The organism is Collinsella sp. SGI.095 (assembly GCF_050314535.1).
Taxonomy (GTDB): Bacteria; Actinomycetota; Coriobacteriia; order Coriobacteriales; family Coriobacteriaceae; genus Collinsella.
The window spans coordinates 43,714-63,992 of record NZ_JBNPNG010000003.1; the positions used below are offsets into that span (position 1 = coordinate 43,714).

The following is a 20,279-nucleotide window of genomic DNA, read 5'->3' on the forward strand; positions in this document are numbered from 1 at the left end:
CGGTAAAAGGCTCAATATTCCCGCCGAGCGTTGTGTTGCTGGACGGGTCACATACGCGTGCCGTTTGTATATAGATAGAAGATAGGGGAACTACATGCGCGTAGACAATCTGAGGAACATCGCCATTATCGCCCACGTCGACCACGGTAAGACGACGATGGTCGATAAGCTCCTGCGTGCCACGGACGCCTTCCGTGCCAACCAGCAGGTCGAGGATCGCGTCCTGGACTCCAACGACCAGGAGCGCGAGCGCGGCATCACGATTCTCGCCAAGAACATCTCTATCGAGTACAAGGACGTTAAGATCAACGTCATCGACACCCCGGGCCACGCCGACTTTGGTGGTGAGGTCGAGCGCGTGCTGCGCATGGCCGACGGTGCCCTGTTGCTGGTCGACGCCTTTGAGGGCCCCATGCCCCAGACCCGCTTTGTCCTACGTCACGCCATCGACACCGGCCTTAAGATCATGATCGTCATCAACAAGATCGACCGTCCGGGCGCCAACCCCGAGAAGGCCTACAACGACTGTCTGGACCTTATGGCCGACCTGGGCGCCACCGACGACCAGCTCGAGTTTGCCATGGAGCACGTGGTCTATGCCAGCGCCATGAATGGCTTCGCCCGCCTTGACCCCAACGACGGCAACATGGACATGTACCCGCTGCTCGACATGATCATCGACGACATGCCCGCGCCCGAGGTTGACGAGACCGCGCCGCTCGCTATGCAGTGTGTGACCATCGACCACTCCAACTTTGTCGGCCGCATCGGCATTGGCCGCGTGTACTCCGGCACCATTCGCCAGGGCGATCAGATCCTGGTCGTCAAGAACGACGGTTCCAGCGCCACCGCTACCGTCAAGCAGCTCTTTACCTTCGACTACCTGGGCCGCACCGAGTGCCAGGAAGTCGGCGCCGGCGACATTGCCGCCGTCGTGGGTATCGAGCGCACCGACATCGGCGATGTCTACACCGATCCCGAGAACCCCGTCGAGCTCGAGCCTATCGAGATCGATCCGCCGACCCTGTCCATCGTCTTTGAGGCCTCGACCTCTCCGCTCGTCGGCCGCGATGGCGACATTGTGGGCGCTCGTCAGCTCAAGGAGCGCCTGTTCAATGAGGCCGAGAACAATGTGACCATGAAGATCGAGGAGCTCGAGGACAAGAGCGGCGTCGAGGTCTCGGGCCGCGGCATTCTGCACCTGTCCGTCCTGATGGAGTCCATGCGTCGCGAGGGCTTTGAGTTCCAGGTCGGCCGTCCCCGCGTTCTGTTTAAGAAGGATGAGAACGGCAACAAGATGGAGCCCGTCGAGCAGGCTGTCGTCGAGTGCCCGGACGAGTACTCGGGCAAGGTCGTCGAGGTCTTTGGCACCTCTGGCGGCATTATGACCAGCATGGACACCTCGGGCATCGTGACGCACCTTGAGTTTAAGATCCCGACCCGCGGCATCATGGGCCTTAAGAACCGCATCATGAACGTCACTCACGGCGAGGGCGTGTTCTATCACACCTTCCTGGAGTACGGTCCTTACGCCGGCGAGATCGGCAACCGTCAGAACGGCGCCATGATCTCCATGACCACCGAGAAGGCCGTTGCCTACGCTCTGGGCACGCTGCAGGAGCGCGGCCAGCTGTTTGTTGAGCCGGGTGTCGAGTGCTACGAGGGCATGATCGTGGGTGAGCGCAGCAAGGCCGGCGACATGGTCGTCAACATCGCCCGTACCAAGAACCTGGGCAACCAGCGTTCCTCGACCTCCGATATCTCCGTGCAGCTGGTGCCGCCTCGCACCTTCTCGCTGGAGGAGGCACTGGAGTACATCGCCGATGACGAACTGGTGGAGATCACCCCCAAGAACATCCGTCTGCGCAAGCGTCTGCTCAACGCCACCGATCGCAAGAAGGCTGCCGTTCGCGCCGGTCAGGTCAACAAATAAGCGCTGAACTCTGTAGCATTCACAAGAAAGGGCGTCGACCATCGCGGCCGGCGCCCTTTTTGTACCACCACAAAGAGGAAGGACACCTTTGCGGTGGTTGGCGGTTAGGCGGAGGGAAGGCCCGGGGTGTTGGGGGCCTGTTGCGGCTTGACGTGGGCGTTGCGCCAGATGATCTGAATGAGATAGCCCAGCATAAAGACGAAGGCTACGCCGCTGATAAAGTTGCCCATAAGGGGAAGTGCCGTAAGGGCGCCGGCGATGGCGCCGCCCACGGCGGCCATGGCGTAGCGGTTCTGGCTGTGCCCGACCATGCGTGCGACCGCGGTGCCCGCAAAGGCCGCCGAGACCAGGGCGATGCCGATGACGCCGCACATCAGGGCTCCGGCGAGCGACAGGCCGGCAATAGAGATGATGAGCAGCAAGATGGCGGGAACGGCGGCTACCGTGCCCAAAAGACCGCTCACCCACAGCGGGGCGGGGTGCTGGTGAAGCATGCCGGCCGCGCTGGCTGTTGCACGCGGAAAGACGAGCTCAAGGAGAATCGCGACAAAGCAGGTGGAAAGAGCTGCGGCAACGATGCCGCCGATGACGTCGTTGATGGTGGAGGTATCCTCGTTCTCGGTGCGGTCGATCTTGAGGGCTCCCACTTTGGCGCCGTCGGCGCGTTCGGGATCCTGTGAGACATGAGCGTTTACGGTGCCGGTGATGTTGGCGTTTTTGCCGAGCACCAGCTTGTCGGCCCAGACCTCAACATCGCCATCGACAGTGCCGTCGATGGTTACCGTACTGCCCGCGAGCACTGCCGACTTGGCGGAGCCGCGCAGGGCAACCGTCTCACCTGCGGCATAGAAGCAATTGGCGGTACTGCCGGAGTTAAGTACGACGTGCTGAGCGGCAACTGTCACGCTTCCATCAATGGTGGTCTTGGCGATATCGATGGTGCGCGCCGCCAGGCGAACGGCGCCGCCTACGGTGCAGTCGCGAATCGACAGGCTTTCGCCGGCGGCGATGATATCGCGGTCGATGGACGCGTCGTCCAGGCTAAGGCTTTGACCGGCCCAGTACAGATCGCCCCCGACGCCGGATGGACTGGAATCCCCGTCGGACACGAAAACATTGCCCGCGGTGTCGGTGCCGGCGAATGCCATGGAAGGCAGCGCGGTAAACGCCAGCGCGATAAGCGCGAAGGCCATAATGAGGTGTCCGCGCATGTTGTGACGTTGCGCCGCCGCGGGTTGGTTGTGAGGCATGGTGAATCCTTTGCTTGGTGATTTGCATACGCCCAATATGGTACCCATTGCGCCTTCGCTCTAAAAGAAACTCGCGGTTGCAGTATTCTGCATGGGCAATTGCCTACGTAAGGCGTCGTGGGATATCGCGCCTGCGGCCGGTTGTAGATAGGCTGTCACCTTGCGATGGGTCGGGCCGTGCTATCTATTTTTTACGATGTAGGAAACGCGCGATATCGTCCTCGGTGGGGCTTTTGATGTCAAAGCGCAGCGAGAGCCAGCGCAGGCCCATGGTCACTGCGACGCAAACGACCAGCGCGACGACATTGCTGACCAAGCCGCTCATGACAAGGCAAACATAGCTTGCCGATCCAGCGATAGCCGCGATGGCATAGAAGTTGGTGCGCTGGAAAATACCCGGCACCACGCCCATAAAACCATCGCGCAGCATGCCGCCGCCTACCGCGGTAAAAAAGCCCATCATGATGCACACGACCGGTGCAAATCCGTACACGAGCGCCTTATCTGCGCCGGTTGCCGCATAAATACCCACCGAGATGATGTCGAGCAGGGGGATGAGCTTGTCGGGCTTGTCGACGATGGCAGGGAAGATGTAGATGATGGCCGCCGTGGCGATGGACAGCGGAAGCGCCATGGGCTGGTTAAGGATGTAGACGTTGCCCACCTGGAGCGTCATATCGCGCAAAAGACCGCCGCCCAGACCGCAGACCACGGCGAGCGCGACGGCGCCCACCAGATCGAGTTTGTGCTCGCGCGCAACCAGTACACCCGAAATCGACGCCGCGACGACAGCGAACATCTCGAGCCAAAACGGGATGGCAACCATGGCATCCGAGGCGTGTGCGGTAACGATTACAGTGGCGATGACGGGCAAGGTGGGTTCCTTTGGGTAGTTGGATTGGAAAATGCCCGTACATAGTACATGGTTGTGGGAGGTCGTGACCCCATTGCTCGGTAAACGGTCGGAACTGGGCGCGGTCACAGGTTCCAAACATGTACATCAGCATCCAAAAACGACATTTTTTGACATCTTTGGAGGGTGATGTACATGTTTGGAGATCTGGGTTGGTGTTGAACGCCCTGTCGGGTTCGAACCCCTCCTCCGCCGCCGTATTTGTCTGTAAGGGAATCAAAACAAAAAAGCTCCCTTTGTTGGGAGCTTTCTCAACCAAAATGGCGGAGGAGGAGGGATTCGAACCCTCGTGACCTTATACAGGCCAAACGGTTTTCGAGACCGCCGCATTCAACCACTCTGCCACCCCTCCGCGTGGGGTAAAAACAAAGCAGGCACAAAGGCCTGCTTTGGAATTAACTGGCGGAGAGTCAGGGATTTGAACCCTGGAGACGCTTTTGACGCCTACACGATTTCCAATCGTGCTCCTTCGGCCACTCGGACAACTCTCCATTAAATGCGAAAGTCAGTATACACGAGGAATCGCAAAGTGCAAACCAAAAACTTGGCATTTTTTAAATTGCATCGCTCCGTCGTTTGCCCAACCGTGCCGAAACCAATCGATGACCTGCGTAATCGGCCCAGGCGAACTGTTCAAATGAGGTAGTTACGGACGGTCGGGAATCAAGTTTAATAATTCAAAATGTCGCGTTGTACCGCTGGTATGCATTTTGTGACCGCAGCCATGCTGCGAGCGACTTGCGGTTATCTGGCAGAAAGTCGGTATGTACCCGCCCTTGTCCTCAAATCCGTCAAGCTCTTGGACAGCATTTGGTTGGAATATGCAAGAAAGGCCGTGCGAGTATGGACATATGTGGAGGTCATGAGGTTGTAGCTGCATATTCTTGCAGCCTGGGAGGTTGAAAGATACTATTACCAAGTCTTTTCCTGCTTCAGGCGCACCTTCACGACCTGAAGCCACATTTGTCCAGAGGAGGTGACAATATGAAGGCTTATGAACTGCTGTTCTTTGTTGACCCGTCGCTCGACCCCGAGACTCGTCTCGCTGTTATGAAGCGTATCGATACCACGATCGCTGAGGGCGCTGGCAAGGTCGACTCCGTTGACGAGTGGGGCAAGCGCAAGCTCGCCTACGAGATCAACGACCTCACCGATGGTGACTACACCCTCATCAACTTCCACGCAGATCCTACCCAGATCGCCGAGCTTGATCGCGTCCTGCGCATCACCGACGCTGTGGTCCGCCACATGATCGTCCGTCGCGACGACCAGGAGTAAGACTGTCGTTTTGGACTGGGCTTGTGCCCCAAGAGGAAGTAGTGAGTAATGAGCATCAATCGAGTGAACATCACCGGTAACCTCACCCGCGATCCCGAGCTGCGCGCCACTGCCGGCGGAACCCAGGTTCTGTCCTTTGGCGTCGCCGTGAACGATCGCCGCCGCAATGCGCAGACTGGCGAGTGGGAGGACTATCCCAACTTTGTCGACTGCACTATGTTCGGCACCCGCGCCGAGGCCGTGAGCCGTTTCCTGGCAAAGGGAAACAAGGTCGCGATCGAGGGCAAGCTGCGCTACAGCTCTTGGGAGCGCGACGGTCAGCGCAGGAGCAAGCTTGAGGTCATCGTCGATGAGATCGAGTTTATGAGCTCCCGTGGTGGCCAGGGTGGCTACGATCAGGGCGGTTACGCCCCCGCAGCTCCCGCGCCCGCAGCACGTCCTGCCGCACCGGTGGCTACGCCGCCCGCGGTCGACGTCTACGATGAGGACATCCCGTTTTAAGGGTTGTTCACCTATTTTTGAGTGAGAGGCGGCTTCGGTTCGCCGAAGTTGCCAAATGAAAGGTATTTTGACATGGCTAATGATTTTTCTGCACGTCAGCCGCGTCGTAAGTACTGCCAGTTCTGCAAGGAGAACACTGAGTTCATCGACTATAAGGACACTCAGCTTCTCCGTAAGTACATGACCGACCGTGGCAAGATCAAGCCCCGTCGCGTCACTGGCGCTTGCACGCAGCATCAGCATGACATCGCCAACGCCATCAAGCGCGCCCGCGAGATGGCTCTCCTGCCGTACACCGTCCCCGTGGTTTCCTCCCGTGGCAACCGCGACCGCGGCTAAGAAGGGAGACGCATCATGAAGGTTATTCTTCTCGATGAGATCAAGGGCAAGGGCGGCGAGGGTGACGTCGTAGAGGTCGCTCAGGGTTACGCTGAGAACTTCCTGTTCCCCAAGAAGCTCGCTGTTGCCGCCACCAAGGGCAACCTCAAGCAGCTTGACGAGCGTCGCAACAACATCGCCAAGCGCGAGGCCGTCCGTCTGGCTACCGCCAACGAGACCAAGGCTGCCCTCGAGGGCAAGCAGGTCACCGTTGACGTCAAGGTCGGCGACGAGGGCATCCTCTTTGGCTCCGTCACCGCCGCTATGATCGCTGACGCCATCAAGGATCAGCTCGGTATGGACATCGATCGCAAGCGCGTCGAGCTCGGTAAGCCCATCAAGGTTGCCGGTGCCCACACCGTTGCCATCTCGCTGTACCGCGAGATCAAGGCCGAGGTTGTCGTTCTCGTCGGCGTTACCGCCGAGGAGCTCGCTGCCGAGGCTGAGGTCGAGGAGGCCGCTGAGGTCGCCGAGGCCGAGACCGCCGAGGTCGAGACCGAGGCTGCTGCCGAGTAGCATTTGCTGCAACGCAACAATCTTGTTCTAAGAAGGGCGCTCTGGGAGACCGGGGCGCCCTTTTATTTTTTGCGCTGAGTGGGCGTCACGTCATACATTGAGATGTAGTTCCACATAAGGGACCGTTCATCCGTTTGGTTCGGTGATGATTGTTAAGGCGCGCCTCGATTTAAATCTGTGGCTGATACTATGGATGCTCGCAAGCGATATGAATGAGGATGCTCATGGCATATGACGATAGGGAGACATGGCTGACGGTCGAGGACCGCGGCTCCAAGTTGGGTCTCCCCCAAAACCAAGATGCAGAGGCCAACGTACTGGCCGCCATGCTGCTATCGCCCGAAGTGGTCGAAGAAGCCCAGGTCGAGCTGCAGCCCGATGATTTCTACCGGCCCATTCATAAGACCATCTACACCGCGATGGTAGATATGTACAACAGTCGCATCCCCATCGACTCCATCTCGCTGATCGATTACCTGCGAAGCATCAACAAGCTCGATGCCGTGGGCGGCGAGGCGTACATTTTGGAGCTGATGGGTCAGACCCTGTCGCTCGTCAACTGGCAGCACCATGCCGCCATCGTTCGTCGCGACTCGATGCTGCGTGAGCTGATTGGCGCCACCAACGAGATTAACGCGCTGGCCTATAACGCCCCCACCGATACCAAAGAGGTCGTGGAGCTGGCCGAGAGCAAGCTGCTCAAGGTTACGGCGCGCGAGGTTAAGTCGAGCTACAAGACACTGACCGAGTTTATGGTCGAGGCCTATAACGAGGCCGAGGAAGTGTGCCAGGCCGGTGGCCAGGCAGCGGGCGTTCCCACGGGCTTCCCGTCACTCGACCGCATGCTTATGGGCTTCCGTGAGGGCCAGCTCATCATTATCGGCGCCCGCCCCGCCGTGGGTAAGACCTCGTTCGCTCTAAACCTGGCGCTCAATGCCGCCGCTGCGGGCTACACCGTCGGCTTTTTCTCGCTGGAGATGTCGGGCAAGGAAATTGCCCAGCGCCTGATTTGCGCCTATGCCATGATTTCGATCAGTGATTTTCGCATGGGTCGCATTAGCCCCGAGCAGTGGGCCAATATCAACGAGGCCACGCAGACTTTGTCCAAGCTCGATATTCTGATTGACGATACGCCCGGCACCACGGTGACCGAGATTCGCGCCAAGAGCCGCCGCATGCTCCACAACAAGGAGAAGGCCATCATTATCTTGGACTACCTGCAGCTGGTGAGTCCTCCGCCGGGACGCCGTTCCGAGAGCCGCACCGTCGAGGTCTCCGAGATGTCTCGTGGCTTAAAGATTATGGCCAAGGAACTCAAGATTCCGCTGATCGCGCTGTCTCAGCTGTCGCGTCAGGTCGAATCCCGTACCGGCAAGCGCCCGCAGCTTTCCGACCTGCGCGAATCGGGCTCCATCGAGCAGGACGCCGATATCGTCATGTTCTTGGACCGTTCCGCCGACGAGGCTGAGGCCTCGCGCGACGACCGACCCGACGAGGGCGTCACGCGTATTGTCGTGGCCAAGAACCGTTCGGGCCCGATCGGCGACGTCGACCTGATGTTCCTGCCGGCATCTACCAAGTTCTATGAGCTTGATGGGGTGCATACCGAGGAGTAGGACAGGCGCCCGTTGCACGGGTATACTGGGAATGTTTTGTGCTTCTGCCCGCCGTGTGGCGCGCAGACAGTCCATGTATGTAAGGAGTAAACATGCCGTCAACCGTTTTGGTCGGTGCCCAGTGGGGCGATGAGGGCAAGGGTAAGATCTGCGACCTGATCGCCGGCGACTTCGATGCCGTCGTGCGCTATTCGGGCGGCAACAACGCCGGGCACACCATCGTTGTCAACGGCAAGAAGTACGGCCTGCACCAGGTGCCCTCCGGCATCATGTACGCCGACCACGTGTCGGTGATTGGCAACGGCTGCGTCGTCAACCCCAAGGTTGTCCTTGAGGAGATCGACATGTTCGAGGCCGATGGCATCACCACCAAGAACCTCAAGATCAGCGGCAACGCACACGTGATCATGCCGTATCACGTCGACCTGGACGGAGCCTTTGAGCAGAAGCTCGGCAAGAAGAGTATCGGTACCACCAAGCGCGGCATTGGCCCGTGCTATCAGGACAAGATGGCTCGTATTGGCCTTCGTATGCAGGACATGCTGGACGAGGAGCTCTTCCGCGACAAGCTGGAAACCGCTCTTGCCCGCGTGAATCCCGAGCTCGAGCTGCTTTACGGCCTGCCCACCTACACCGTGGACCAGATCTGTGAAGAGTACCTGCCCATGGCCGAGCGCCTGCGCCCGTACATCACCGAGACGAGCCTGCTGCTCAACAACATGATCGATGAGGGCAAGACCTTGCTCTTTGAGGGCGCCCAGGCAACATTGCTCGATATCGACCATGGCACCTATCCGTTTGTCACGTCTTCTAACTGCACCGCCGGCGGCGCGATCACCGGTTCTGGTGTTGGCATGAAAAACGTCGATCGCGTGCTGGGCGTCATGAAGGCCTACATCACCCGCGTCGGTGCAGGCCCCATGCCCACTGAGCTTTCCTACGAGTCCGAGGCCGGCCATACGCTGACCGAGGAGGGCTATGAGTACGGCGTGACCACCGGTCGCCGTCGTCGCTGCGGCTGGTTTGACGGTCCCATCGCCAACTACGCCTCGCGCGTCAACGGTCTTACCGACATCGCCCTGACCAAGCTCGACGTGCTTTCGGTCTTCGACACCATTAAGGTGTGCGTGGCCTATGACGTCGACGGCGAGCGCTACACCAGCGTGCCCGAGCACCAGGTGCGCTTTGAGCATGCCAAGCCCATCTACGAGGAGCTTCCCGGCTGGAAGTGCGATATTACCGGCTGCCGCAGCTTTGAGGAGCTGCCGCAGGAGGCTCAGGACTACGTGGCATTTGTCGAGGATCTGGCGCACACGCGCGTGACGTTTGTCGGTGTTGGCGCCGGCCGCGAGCAGATCATCAACCGATTCTGGAAGTAATCGGCGTTATTTGGTTATTGCGATATACCCCTTCGCAGCCCGGACGGGCGGCCGAGGGGTATATTTGCTTGTAATGGGCCCGCATGGTTGACGGGCCGTTAATCCATAGAGGAGGCACCCTTGAAGGCGGACACTCAAACCATCGACATCCTGTTGTTGGGCAGCGGCGGCCGCGAGCATGCTTTGGCAGCCAAGCTCGCGGCATCACCGCGCGCCGGCAAGCTCTACATCGCCCCGGGCAACGGCGGCACCGCGAGCTGCGGCGAGAACGTGGTTCTCGACGATTGCGATCCTGCTGCCGTGGCGGCGTTTGCACAGAGCCACGGATGCGGACTCGTGGTGATTGGCCCCGAGGCTCCGCTCGTGGCGGGCGTGGCCGACGCCGTGCGCGCGGCGGGTATTCCCTGCTTTGGCCCGGGTGCCGAGGGCGCTCAGATGGAGGGCTCTAAGCTGTTTTCCAAGCAGCTCATGGAGCGCGCGGGCATTCCGACGGCCGCCTACGGCTCGTTTACCGACGAGGCTTCGGCTCTCGCCTATGTGCGCGAGCAGGGCGCTCCGCTGGTCGTGAAGGCCGACGGTCTTGCCGCGGGCAAGGGCGTTATTGTGGCAACCGAGCTTTCGCAGGCCGAAGAGGCCGTGCGCGAGTGCTTTGGCGGCACCTTTGGCGACGCCGGCAACACCGTGGTTATCGAGGAGATGCTCGTTGGCCCCGAGTGCTCGCTGCTGGCCTTTACCGACGGCAAGACCGTGCGCCCCATGGCCACCTCGCAGGACCACAAGCGCGCGCTTGAGGGCGACCTTGGTCCCAACACGGGCGGCATGGGCGTCTACAGCCCGGTGCCCATCGTGACCGACGAGGAGCACGCCACCATGGTGAAGGTCATGGAGCAGACCGTGGCCGAGCTCGCCGCCGAGGGTATCGATTACCGTGGCTGCCTGTACGGCGGCTTTATGCTTACCCCCGCCGGCCCCAAGGTGCTGGAGTTTAACGCCCGCTTTGGCGACCCCGAGACGCAGGTCGTGCTGCCGCGCCTTAAGAACGACCTGGTCGAGGTCATGCTTGCCTGCGCTAACTGCGAGCTCGACCAGATTGAGCTCGATTGGCGTGACGAGTGGGCGGTGGCCGTTGTCCTGACGAGCGCGGGTTATCCCGGCAGCTACGAGAAGGGCAAGGTCATCACCGGCATCGAGGATGCCGAGGCCATGGAGAATGTGACCGTGTATCACGCCGGCACCGCCGTGGTGGACGGCCAGCTCGTGACCAACGGCGGCCGCGTGCTCGCCGTGACCGCGCTGGGCGACACGTTCGAGAACGCTCGCAACCTTGCCTACGAGGCTTGCGAGAAGATCGATTTTGAGGGCAAGACCCTGCGTCACGACATTGGACTGCGCGCGCTGCGCGGCCGCGACGCCTGGGATGCCTAAAATCCGAGAGGAATGAGACGGATGGACGAGAAGAACGAAGAGCTCGTGGACGCGCAAATCGTCGAAGAGGACAGCCGCATGTATGGGCACGCCGAGGGCGAGCCTGGTGGCGAGGTTGCTGACGAGCCGGCGCTGGTGCTGGGCGACGACGACCCGCACGATGCCGAGCTGCACGAGAAGATTCTTTCGGAGGAGTGCGCCTGGAAGGGCAAGATCCTCGACGTCCACCGTCTTGAGGTTGAGCTGCCCAACGGTCACCGCAGCGCCCGCGATATCGTTCGCCATCCGGGTGCGGCAGCCGTTGTGGCGCTGACCGAGAGCGGCAAGATCGTACTGGTGCGTCAGTACCGCACCGCCATCGACCGCGTGACGGTTGAGATTCCCGCCGGCAAGCTCGACCCAGGCGAGGACCCGCTCGATTGTGCCAGGCGCGAGCTGCATGAGGAGACGGGCTTTAAGGCCGGGCGCATTCGCTTTTTAACGTCTATTGTCACGACCTGCGGTTTTTGCGACGAGATTATTCACATCTACCTGGCCACCAAGCTCGAGTTCGATGCGCCCAACCCCGACGATGACGAGTTTGTCAACGTTGACCTGGTGCCGCTGCACGAGCTGATCGATGCCGTGCTCGACGGCAAGATCGAGGATGCCAAGACCGTCGTGGGCGCACTTGCCTGCGACAGCATCGCGCACCGCCTTGGTGGTTCTGAGCTGTAACGAGTGGGGATAGCCCTGGGACAAGTACTACTGATTGCTTTGTCCCAGGGTCTTACGTTGCTGATATTTCTTTGAGGATCACATGCTGAAGCGTTTTCTGTCTTACTACAAGCCCCAGATGGGGCTTTTTGTTGCCGATACCATTTGCGCCCTGGTGCTCGCCGCCATTGACCTGGCGTTTCCCATTATCCTGCGCAATCTGTGCGGCGGGCTGTTTACCCAGGGCCAGACTGCCATTATGCAGGCGCTCGGTATGATCGCGGTGGGACTGGTGCTGATGTATGCCACCCGCTGCGCCTGCCGCTACTTTGTGAGCTATTGGGGCCACGTGATGGGCGCGCGCATGGAGTCCAAGATGCGTGAGGACTTGTTCGATCAGTACGAGCGTTTTAGCTTTGCGTACTTTGATCGCAACAGCTCGGGTGACATGATGAGCCGCGTGGTCAACGACCTGTTCGATATCTGCGAGGCGGCGCACCACGTGCCCGAATGGATCATTATTTGCGGTATCGAGATCATTGGCTCGTTTGTGATTCTGTTTACCATTGCGCCGGTGCTCGCACTCGCCATGGTCGTGGTGACGGCGGTGTTCGCGGTCATTATGTTTTGGCAGAATATGCGCATGCGCGAGGTCTTTAGCGATAACCGCAAAAAGATCAGCGGCATCAATGCGCAGCTGCAGGATTCGCTGGCGGGCATGCGTGTGGTCAAAAGTTTTGCCAATGAGCAGACCGAACGCTCTAAGTTCCGTGCCTCTAACGATCGCTACCTTTCGTCCAAGGAAAACATGTATCACGCCATGGGCGTCTACACCGCGACGTATGGTCTGCTCTCGGGCGTGCTCTATGTAATCGTGGTGCTGCTGGGCGGTTGGCTCGTTGCCCAAGGCCAGCTGCAGGCGGTCGATATGGCAACCTTCGCGCTCTACATTTCGCTGTTCTGCACGCCGCTTGAGACGCTCGTCAATTCGGCCGAGACGTATCAGAAAGCCATCGCCGGCTTTAAGCGCATGGACGAGGTGCTCTCGACTGTCCCCGATATTCAGGATAAGCCGGGTGCTGCGGATCTGCAGGTGACGGCCGGCGCTGTTGAGTATCGCGACGTGTGCTTTAGCTACGAGGATGTCGAGCTGGGCGCGGGCGACGGGACGCGCCCCGTTATCGACCATATGGATCTGTCCATTAAGCCCGGTCAAACCATCGCTTTGGTTGGTCCCTCGGGCGGCGGCAAATCAACGACTTGTTCGCTGTTGCCGCGCTTTTACGACGTTGCCGCCGGCTCCATTAGCATTGACGGCCAGGATGTGCGCGACGTGACGCAGCGTAGCCTGCGCCAATCCATCGGCCTGGTGCAGCAAGATGTCTATCTGTTCGACGGAACGATTGGCGAGAACATCGCCTATGGCAAGCCGGGCGCCACGGCAGAAGAAATCGCCGAGGCGGCCCGCCGTGCCAATATCGATACCTTTATCGAGTCGCTTCCGCAGGGCTACGACACCGTGGTGGGCGAGCGCGGCAGCCGTCTTTCTGGTGGTCAAAAGCAGCGCGTCGCCATCGCGCGCGTGTTTCTCAAAAATCCCAAGATCCTTATTTTGGATGAGGCGACCAGTGCTCTGGATAACGAGAGCGAGGAGGCGGTTCAGGAGTCGCTCGAGCGCTTGGCGCGTGGCCGCACCACGATCATCATCGCTCACCGTCTCTCGACCATTAAGCATGCCGACGAGATTGCGACCGTTGAGCATGGTCGCGTTGTGGAACGTGGCACGCACGAGGAGCTTCTCGCCCGTGGCGGCACTTATGCCCGTTACTATCGAATGCAGTTCGAAGGTGCGCGTGCGCACGAGCTCGACTGATTGATATGACAGGAAGGTTATGGCTGATAAGAACCATCTGACTCCGGAAGAAGTGACGGAGTTATTCTCCGAAATCGATGCATCCGGCGTCTTGGATCCTACACTCGCCAAAAAGCGTACCGAGCGCATGCGCGAGAAAGAGTCTGCCGTCAAACGCGGTGACAAGGCGACACTGGCGCGGCTGCGCAGCGAGGATCGCGCGAGCCAGGCAAAACATATCGACCCGCTGTCCGAGGACGATCCTTCGGGTTCGCAGGTGAGCCATACCATTACGAAAACTGCCATGGCCGTGGTTATCGGCATCTTGGTGCTGATTGTGGGCATGCAGATCGGCTACGGCGTGATGCGACGCCTGAACACCGCGAACCTCTCCGAGAGCGTTTCGGTGGATACCGTTTCGACCGCGCTCAAAGGTGGACTTGAATGGGGCAACGGCTTTACGCAGTTCCCGCTCGATTTTACCGTCGACGAGGCCGACGAGGGTACGGGCACGGTTGAGGTGACGGTGCTGGACACGTCTTCTGCCAATGAACTCGAGTTGCTGTCCAACGGTCAGATTCAGGCGGCGGCGCTCGCAACCAATGCCCTGCTCAACGACAAGATTGACCGTGTGGTGTATAACGTCCACGCCTATATCGACGAGGACAGCAGGATTCAGCATGATTCCTTCTTTGGCATGTTTCCCGCCCAGGGCCACCAGAGTGCCATCATGACGTTCGTCTGGACCAAGAGCTCTTCCAACGCCACCAATATCGACTGGAAGATGCGTATCGTGAGCATGGATGACACCATTGCCGAGCGTATTCAGAAACAGGTGAACTCGGTATCGTCGCTCATCGAGGACCCGGCGGTGAGCCAGACTAAGATTGACGAGGAAAAGGCCGAACGTGACCTGGAGCACCGCCTGCACGGCCGCGAGATTTTCCGTGGCGGCAAGCTTGGCCGCACCCCGTCCGAATTACTTGAGCAGGACAAGCAAAAGTAGTCCGCAGCCACATAGAACGATGACATCCCGCGTGAGCCGCAAGCCCACGCGGGATCATTTTTCTGGGACGGGGATTAAAAATCATTCTGTCATGTATGCGGTTGGCGAGTAGTCAATTTGGGACGGGGCTATTTTAGCTGCCCCGGCTGGTGGCACGACGGTTAGGTTGATTGACGGACGGGGCAGCTAAAATAGCCCCGTCCCAAATTGACTACTCAGCGACAAAGCTCTGCTTTCAGAATGATTTTTTAATCCCCGTCCCAGAAAAATCATTATGCATAAGAAGTCATAATTATCATTTTGTAAACAATTCTATGTAATTAACGCCATAAGGCATACTTACGGTTAGAATACCGCGAGGCCTAACTACACACCTTTAAGCCGGTCCCGAGAGACCGGGAAGGAGAACTATGGCGAACAACCATATTGCGGGCGCTGCCGCCCGCACCATCGCGCCCAGCGAACTGTGCCAGCGCATGCTGGCCAAAACCAGCAAGGGTGCTTGCGGTCCCTGCATCCTGTACCTTGAGGATGGGACCATTTTTTATGGCCGTGCATGTGGTGCCGAGGGCACCGCGACCGGCGAAGTCTGCTTCAATACCTCACTCGAGGGTTACTTTGAGGTTATGACCGACCCGAGCTATGCTGGCCAGATCGTTACCATGACCTATCCGCAGATTGGCAACTATGGCATCGACGAGACCGATGTCCAGTCCGCCTTCCCCGGCGATGACGTACGCCCTGCGAGTGCTCCCGCCATGCGCGGCATGATCGTGCGCGACATGTGTGCCACGCCTTCTAACTGGCGCTCGGCCGTCAGCGTGCCGGAGTACCTGCGCGCACACGGCATCGTCGCTATCGAGGGCGTCGACACCCGAGCCCTGGTGCGCCACCTGCGCGACAATGGCTCCAAGATGGGCATTATCTCGACCGAGGTCCTCGATATCGACGAGCTTGCCGAGCGCTTGGCCTCTGCTCCCACGCTGGTGGGGGAGAACCTGGTCAAGACCGTGAGCTGCCCTGCGCCCCATCCGTTCGCCGGGAGCGATCTGCCCGCCGAGCATGGCTTTGCGCTTGCGGCCCCCGCTCCCGCCCGCCACAACGTGGTCGCGTATGACTGCGGTGTCAAGCGTGGCATCCTGGAGGGTCTGGTCCGTGCTGGCTGCGCCCTCACCGTCGTGCCGTGGGATACACCCGCGCGTCAGGTACTCGACATGAATCCCGATGGCGTCTTTTTGTCCAACGGTCCCGGCGACCCCGATGCCGTGGTAGAGACCTACGAGCAGGTGCAGCAGCTGATCGGCAAGGTGCCCGTCTTTGGCATTTGCCTGGGTCACCAGATGATCAGCTTGGCATGCGGCGCCCAGATGGAAAAACTCAAATTCGGTCACCGTGGCGGTAACCAGCCGGTTATGAACCTGGTCAGCCGCCGCGTGGAAATTACCGCGCAAAACCATGGCTTTGGCCTGCTGTTCCCCAGCTTGGGCAAGCTTGTCCCCGAACTTTCGGGCGGCGAGACCGAGCATGCGGCCGACGGCGATCTGCGCGTCTGGGTGCGCCGTGGTATCGCGCCCGTCGTGATGAACGAGCGCTTTGGCCGCATTCGCCTGACGCACGTGAACCTCAACGACGGCACCGCCGAGGGCATTCAGCTGCTCGACGCCCCGTGCTTCTCGGTCCAGTACCACCCCGAGGCCTCGCCCGGCCCCACCGATGCCCACTATCTCTTTACCGCCTTTACGCGACTCATGGACGGCGAGGAGAACTACCTGGACATCGACACCGCGAAGGACCGCCTGCAGGGCTGGAACTTTGCCGACGAGGGTTCCGCCACGACCGAGACCGAGGAGAACTAACATGCCTAAACGTACTGACATCAAGCGCATCCTCGTCATTGGCTCGGGTCCCATCGTCATTGGCCAGGCCTGCGAGTTCGACTACTCCGGCGCCCAGGCCTGCAAGGTGCTCAAGGAGGATGGCTTTGAGGTCATCCTGGTCAACTCCAACCCGGCGACCATCATGACCGACCCGGGCCTGGCCGACCGCACCTATGTCGAGCCCATCACCGCCGAATTTATCGAGCGCGTGATCAAGAAGGAGCGCCCGGACGCGCTGCTGCCCACGCTAGGCGGCCAGACCGGTCTGAACGCCGCCGTCGAGCTGGCAAAGGACGGCACGCTCGACCAGTATGGCGTCGAGATGATCGGCTGCGACCTCGCCGCCATCGAGCGCGGCGAGGACCGCAAGCTCTTTAACGAGGCCATGGCTGAGATCGGCCTGGAGGTCGCGCGCTCGGGCTATGCCTACAGCGTGGCCGACGCCGAGGCCATCGCCGAGCGCGTGGGATATCCCTGCGTGCTGCGCCCGAGCTTTACCCTGGGCGGCGCCGGCGGCGGCATCGCGCACACCCACGAGGAGCTCGTCTCCATCGTGAGCCAGGGCCTTGAGCTCTCGCCCGCCCACGAGGTGCTGGTCGAGGAGTCCATAGAGGGTTGGAAAGAGTACGAGATGGAGGTCATGCGCGACCACGCCGGCAACGGCATCATCGTGTGCTCCATCGAGAACCTCGACCCCATGGGCGTGCATACCGGCGACTCCATCACCGTGGCGCCGGCGCAGACCCTCTCCGACCTTGAGTATCAGCGCATGCGTGTCGCCTCGCTCGCCATTCTGGAGAAGATCGGCGTCGAGACCGGTGGCTCCAACGTGCAGTTTGCCGTGAACCCGCAGACCGGTCGCCTGATCGTCATCGAGATGAACCCGCGCGTGAGCCGTTCGTCCGCACTGGCCTCCAAGGCCACGGGCTTCCCCATCGCCAAGGCCGCCGCTCGCCTGGCCGTGGGCTACACGCTCGACGAGATCGTCAACGACATCACCAAAGCCACGCCTGCCTGCTTTGAGCCCACGATCGACTACTGTGTGGTCAAGGTGCCGCGCTTTGCCTTTGAGAAGTTCAAGGGTACCGACCCCACGCTCACAACGCGCATGAAAGCCGTGGGCGAGATCATGGCGATCGGCCGCACCTTTGAGGAGGCCTTTGGCAAGGCCATGCGCTCGCTGGAGGACGGGCATCAGGGCATTTGCGCTGGTGGCAAGGAAGGTGCCGATAAGCTGAGCGACGACGAGCTCGCTCAGGCCGTGGGCACCCCGACTGAGCACCGCATCTTCTTTGTGGTCGAGGCCCTGCGTCGTGGCTGGGATGTCGCGCGCATCCATGCCATCTGCGGCATCGATCCGTGGTATCTCAACCGTATCAACGATATGGTGCAGGTCCAGGAGAGCATTCGCGGCCTGCGCGTGGAGGACATCGACGCCGACGCGATGCGCCTGCTCAAGCAGTATGGCACGAGCGATGCCGAGATTGCCGCGCTGACCGGCTCGGACGAGCGCTTTGTTCGCGCTTACCGTAAGGGCCTGGGCGTGGTTCCCAGCATGAAGACGGTCGACACCTGCGCTGCTGAGTTCTCGAGTGCCACGGAGTATCACTACAAGACCTACGAAAACATCTACCGCACGAGCCCGGTCGCCAAGAAGTGCGTTGCCCCCGACGAGACCACGCCGGCAGATAAGCCCAAGGCGATGATTCTGGGTGCCGGCCCCAACCGTATCGGCCAGGGTATCGAGTTTGACTACTGCTGCGTGCACGCGAGCTACGCGCTGGCGGCCCGTGGCTTCGAGACCATCATGGTCAACTGCAACCCCGAGACCGTCTCGACCGACTACGACACGTCCGATCGTCTGTACTTTGAGCCGCTCACCTACGAGGACGTCATGGACGTTATCGATGTTGAGCGCCCCGACGGCGTCGTGGTGACGCTCGGCGGCCAGACCCCGCTTAAGCTGGCGCGCATGCTCGAGGAGAGCGGCGTGAACATCATGGGTACTAAGCCCGATGCCATCGATTTTGCCGAGGACCGCGAGCGCTTTGCCGCCCTGCTCGACAAGCTGGGCATTATGTACCCGCCGGCGGGTCAGGCCACCTCGTTTGAGGAGGCCGAGGCCGTGGCTGCGCATATCGGCTACCCGCTGCTGGTTCGTCCGAGCTATGTGTTGGGCGGGCGCGGCATGATGATCGCCTACGATGCCGAGCATCTGCACGATTACATGGCCGAGGCTGCTCGCATTAGCCCCGACTACCCGGTGTACCTCGACCGCTTCCTGGAGGGCGCGATCGAGTCCGATGTCGATGCCCTGTGCGACGGCGAGGAGGTCTACATCGGCGGTATTCTGGAGCATATCGAGGAGGCCGGTATCCACTCCGGTGACTCCGCGACTTGCATTCCGCCGTTTAGCTTTAGCGAGAGTCTGCAGGCGAAGCTCCGCGAGACCACGCGTCGCATCGCGATGGCGCTGGGAGTTCGCGGCCTGGTCAATGTGCAGTATGCCATCAAGGGCGAGACCGTCTACGTGATCGAGGCCAACCCGCGTGCCAGCCGTACCGTGCCGTTTATCTCCAAGGCCACCGGCGTGCCGCTGGCCAAGTGCGCGGCGCGCATCATGGCGGGCGATTCCATCGCGAGCCTGGGCCTGCCGAGCGACGAGCGCCAGCTGGACTGCTTCTGCATGAAGGAAGCCGTTATGCCCTGGGGTCGTTTCCCGGGAGCCGACGTTATCCTGGGGCCCGAGATGAAGTCGACGGGCGAGGTCATGGGTGTCGCCAAGAGCTATCCCGAGGCATACGCCAAGACACAGCTGGCGATTGACTACAAGCTGCCCGATCCGAGCGCCGGCAAGGTGTTCATTAGCGTGTGCGATCGCGACAAGCGCCATATCCTTTCGGTCGCCCGTATCCTGCGCTATCTGGGCTTTGACATCTGCTCTACCGAGGGGACGGCGCGCGTGCTGCGCGGAGGCAACGTGACGTGCGAGGTCGTGGAAAAGATCAGCGGCCCACACGACGGCGAGCACCCCAACATCGGTGACCTTATCGCCGATGGCAAGATCGCGGTGATCATCAATACGCCGTACGGCCCGGGCTCGCGCGGCGACGGCTATCTGTTACGCACCGAGGCGGTGCGCCGCGGCGTGACCTGTGTGACGGCGATGTCTGCCGCCAACACCTACGTGAGTGCTATCGAGGCGGTGCGCGAGGACCAGCAGGGCCACGGCAGCGCCAACGACATGGGCATGGACGTCATCGCCCTGCAGGACCTGCCGCAGTACACGGTGTAATGTGACCTGGTCGGCCGGGGCGGCAGCCGGACACTTTCTCTCGGAAACTGGGCTTCGCGAAGTTTTCCGAGAGAAAGGTCCGTCTCCCGCCCCGGCCTGCGGTGACTCGGTTGCACCGTGTGCTGCAGAAGGGGCTTTGCGCGATGACTAGGGTTGAGAAATAAAGTGAGCGTGGGATCTGCCGTTCGAATGAACGGCAGATCCCACGTTAATATTTCAGCCAACGTACGTCATGGCAATCCCCGGTAGGTCCCCGGGTGCCCCGCGGCGGGCTGGGTTATTTAGCTGAACGACTTTGCGTAGCAACCGGAGTGAAGATGAAAACACCGGGCCGCCGCAGAGCACCCACAGACCGCAGGGACGG

The 20,279-nt window shown here is 60.5% G+C and carries 15 protein-coding genes and 2 tRNA genes; 13 read left to right on the forward strand and 4 right to left on the reverse strand.

What is annotated here, in order from left to right; translation table 11 throughout:
• Positions 1-94 precede the first annotated feature (94 nt).
• Complete coding sequence (gene typA / locus ACQRCA_RS01795; RefSeq protein ID WP_154516764.1) at positions 95-1,933, forward strand: translational GTPase TypA; 1,839 nt, start codon at positions 95-97, stop codon at positions 1,931-1,933.
• A 104-nt stretch (positions 1,934-2,037) separates the two neighbouring features.
• On the opposite strand, the gene ACQRCA_RS01800 is transcribed toward typA, so the two are convergent.
• The 4 genes from ACQRCA_RS01800 to ACQRCA_RS01815 form a co-directional block, all read right to left on the reverse strand.
• The gene (locus ACQRCA_RS01800; protein ID WP_427717933.1) at positions 2,038-3,183 is read right to left on the reverse strand and encodes a polymer-forming cytoskeletal protein; all 1,146 of its coding nucleotides are present in this window, start codon (positions 3,181-3,183) and stop codon (positions 2,038-2,040) included.
• 184 nt (positions 3,184-3,367) lie between these two features.
• Positions 3,368-4,057, reverse strand: a complete 690-nt coding sequence (locus tag ACQRCA_RS01805) for a trimeric intracellular cation channel family protein (RefSeq protein WP_229770653.1) — start codon at positions 4,055-4,057, stop codon at positions 3,368-3,370.
• A gap of 300 nt (positions 4,058-4,357) precedes the next feature.
• Positions 4,358-4,448 (reverse strand) — tRNA-Ser (locus tag ACQRCA_RS01810).
• A 48-nt stretch (positions 4,449-4,496) separates the two neighbouring features.
• Positions 4,497-4,587 (reverse strand) — tRNA-Ser (locus ACQRCA_RS01815).
• Between the two features lie 493 nt (positions 4,588-5,080).
• Here ACQRCA_RS01815 and rpsF point away from each other — a divergent pair.
• From rpsF to carB, 12 genes are all read left to right on the forward strand, one after another.
• Positions 5,081-5,374, forward strand: a complete 294-nt coding sequence (gene rpsF / locus ACQRCA_RS01820) for a 30S ribosomal protein S6 (protein WP_006235831.1) — start codon at positions 5,081-5,083, stop codon at positions 5,372-5,374.
• A gap of 48 nt (positions 5,375-5,422) precedes the next feature.
• Positions 5,423-5,875: a single-stranded DNA-binding protein gene (locus ACQRCA_RS01825; protein WP_006235830.1), complete on the forward strand. Its 453-nt coding sequence runs from the start codon at positions 5,423-5,425 to the stop codon at positions 5,873-5,875.
• Between the two features lie 72 nt (positions 5,876-5,947).
• Positions 5,948-6,214: a 30S ribosomal protein S18 gene (gene rpsR / locus ACQRCA_RS01830; RefSeq protein WP_006235829.1), complete on the forward strand. Its 267-nt coding sequence runs from the start codon at positions 5,948-5,950 to the stop codon at positions 6,212-6,214.
• Between the two features lie 15 nt (positions 6,215-6,229).
• Entirely contained in the window at positions 6,230-6,769 is a 540-nt protein-coding gene (rplI, locus tag ACQRCA_RS01835) for a 50S ribosomal protein L9 (protein ID WP_154516756.1), read from the forward strand.
• Between the two features lie 218 nt (positions 6,770-6,987).
• The gene (gene dnaB, locus ACQRCA_RS01840) at positions 6,988-8,385 is read left to right on the forward strand and encodes a replicative DNA helicase (RefSeq protein WP_427718155.1); all 1,398 of its coding nucleotides are present in this window, start codon (positions 6,988-6,990) and stop codon (positions 8,383-8,385) included.
• A gap of 92 nt (positions 8,386-8,477) precedes the next feature.
• The gene (locus ACQRCA_RS01845) at positions 8,478-9,764 is read left to right on the forward strand and encodes an adenylosuccinate synthase (RefSeq protein WP_427717940.1); all 1,287 of its coding nucleotides are present in this window, start codon (positions 8,478-8,480) and stop codon (positions 9,762-9,764) included.
• Between the two features lie 120 nt (positions 9,765-9,884).
• Positions 9,885-11,189 carry a phosphoribosylamine--glycine ligase gene (gene purD / locus ACQRCA_RS01850; protein WP_154516747.1) on the forward strand — a complete coding sequence of 435 codons (1,305 nt, stop codon included), beginning with the start codon at positions 9,885-9,887 and terminating at the stop codon, positions 11,187-11,189.
• Between the two features lie 21 nt (positions 11,190-11,210).
• Positions 11,211-11,906: an NUDIX domain-containing protein gene (locus ACQRCA_RS01855; RefSeq protein WP_195838565.1), complete on the forward strand. Its 696-nt coding sequence runs from the start codon at positions 11,211-11,213 to the stop codon at positions 11,904-11,906.
• A gap of 82 nt (positions 11,907-11,988) precedes the next feature.
• The gene (locus ACQRCA_RS01860; RefSeq protein WP_427717944.1) at positions 11,989-13,758 is read left to right on the forward strand and encodes an ABC transporter ATP-binding protein; all 1,770 of its coding nucleotides are present in this window, start codon (positions 11,989-11,991) and stop codon (positions 13,756-13,758) included.
• A 19-nt stretch (positions 13,759-13,777) separates the two neighbouring features.
• Positions 13,778-14,743 carry a hypothetical protein gene (locus ACQRCA_RS01865; RefSeq protein ID WP_154516741.1) on the forward strand — a complete coding sequence of 322 codons (966 nt, stop codon included), beginning with the start codon at positions 13,778-13,780 and terminating at the stop codon, positions 14,741-14,743.
• 410 nt (positions 14,744-15,153) lie between these two features.
• Complete coding sequence (gene carA, locus ACQRCA_RS01870; protein ID WP_427717947.1) at positions 15,154-16,599, forward strand: glutamine-hydrolyzing carbamoyl-phosphate synthase small subunit; 1,446 nt, start codon at positions 15,154-15,156, stop codon at positions 16,597-16,599.
• A gap of 1 nt (position 16,600) precedes the next feature.
• A complete protein-coding gene (carB, locus tag ACQRCA_RS01875; protein WP_427717950.1) occupies positions 16,601-19,915 on the forward strand; it encodes a carbamoyl-phosphate synthase large subunit in 3,315 nt (1,104 codons plus the stop codon).
• Positions 19,916-20,279: the final 364 nt, after the last annotated feature.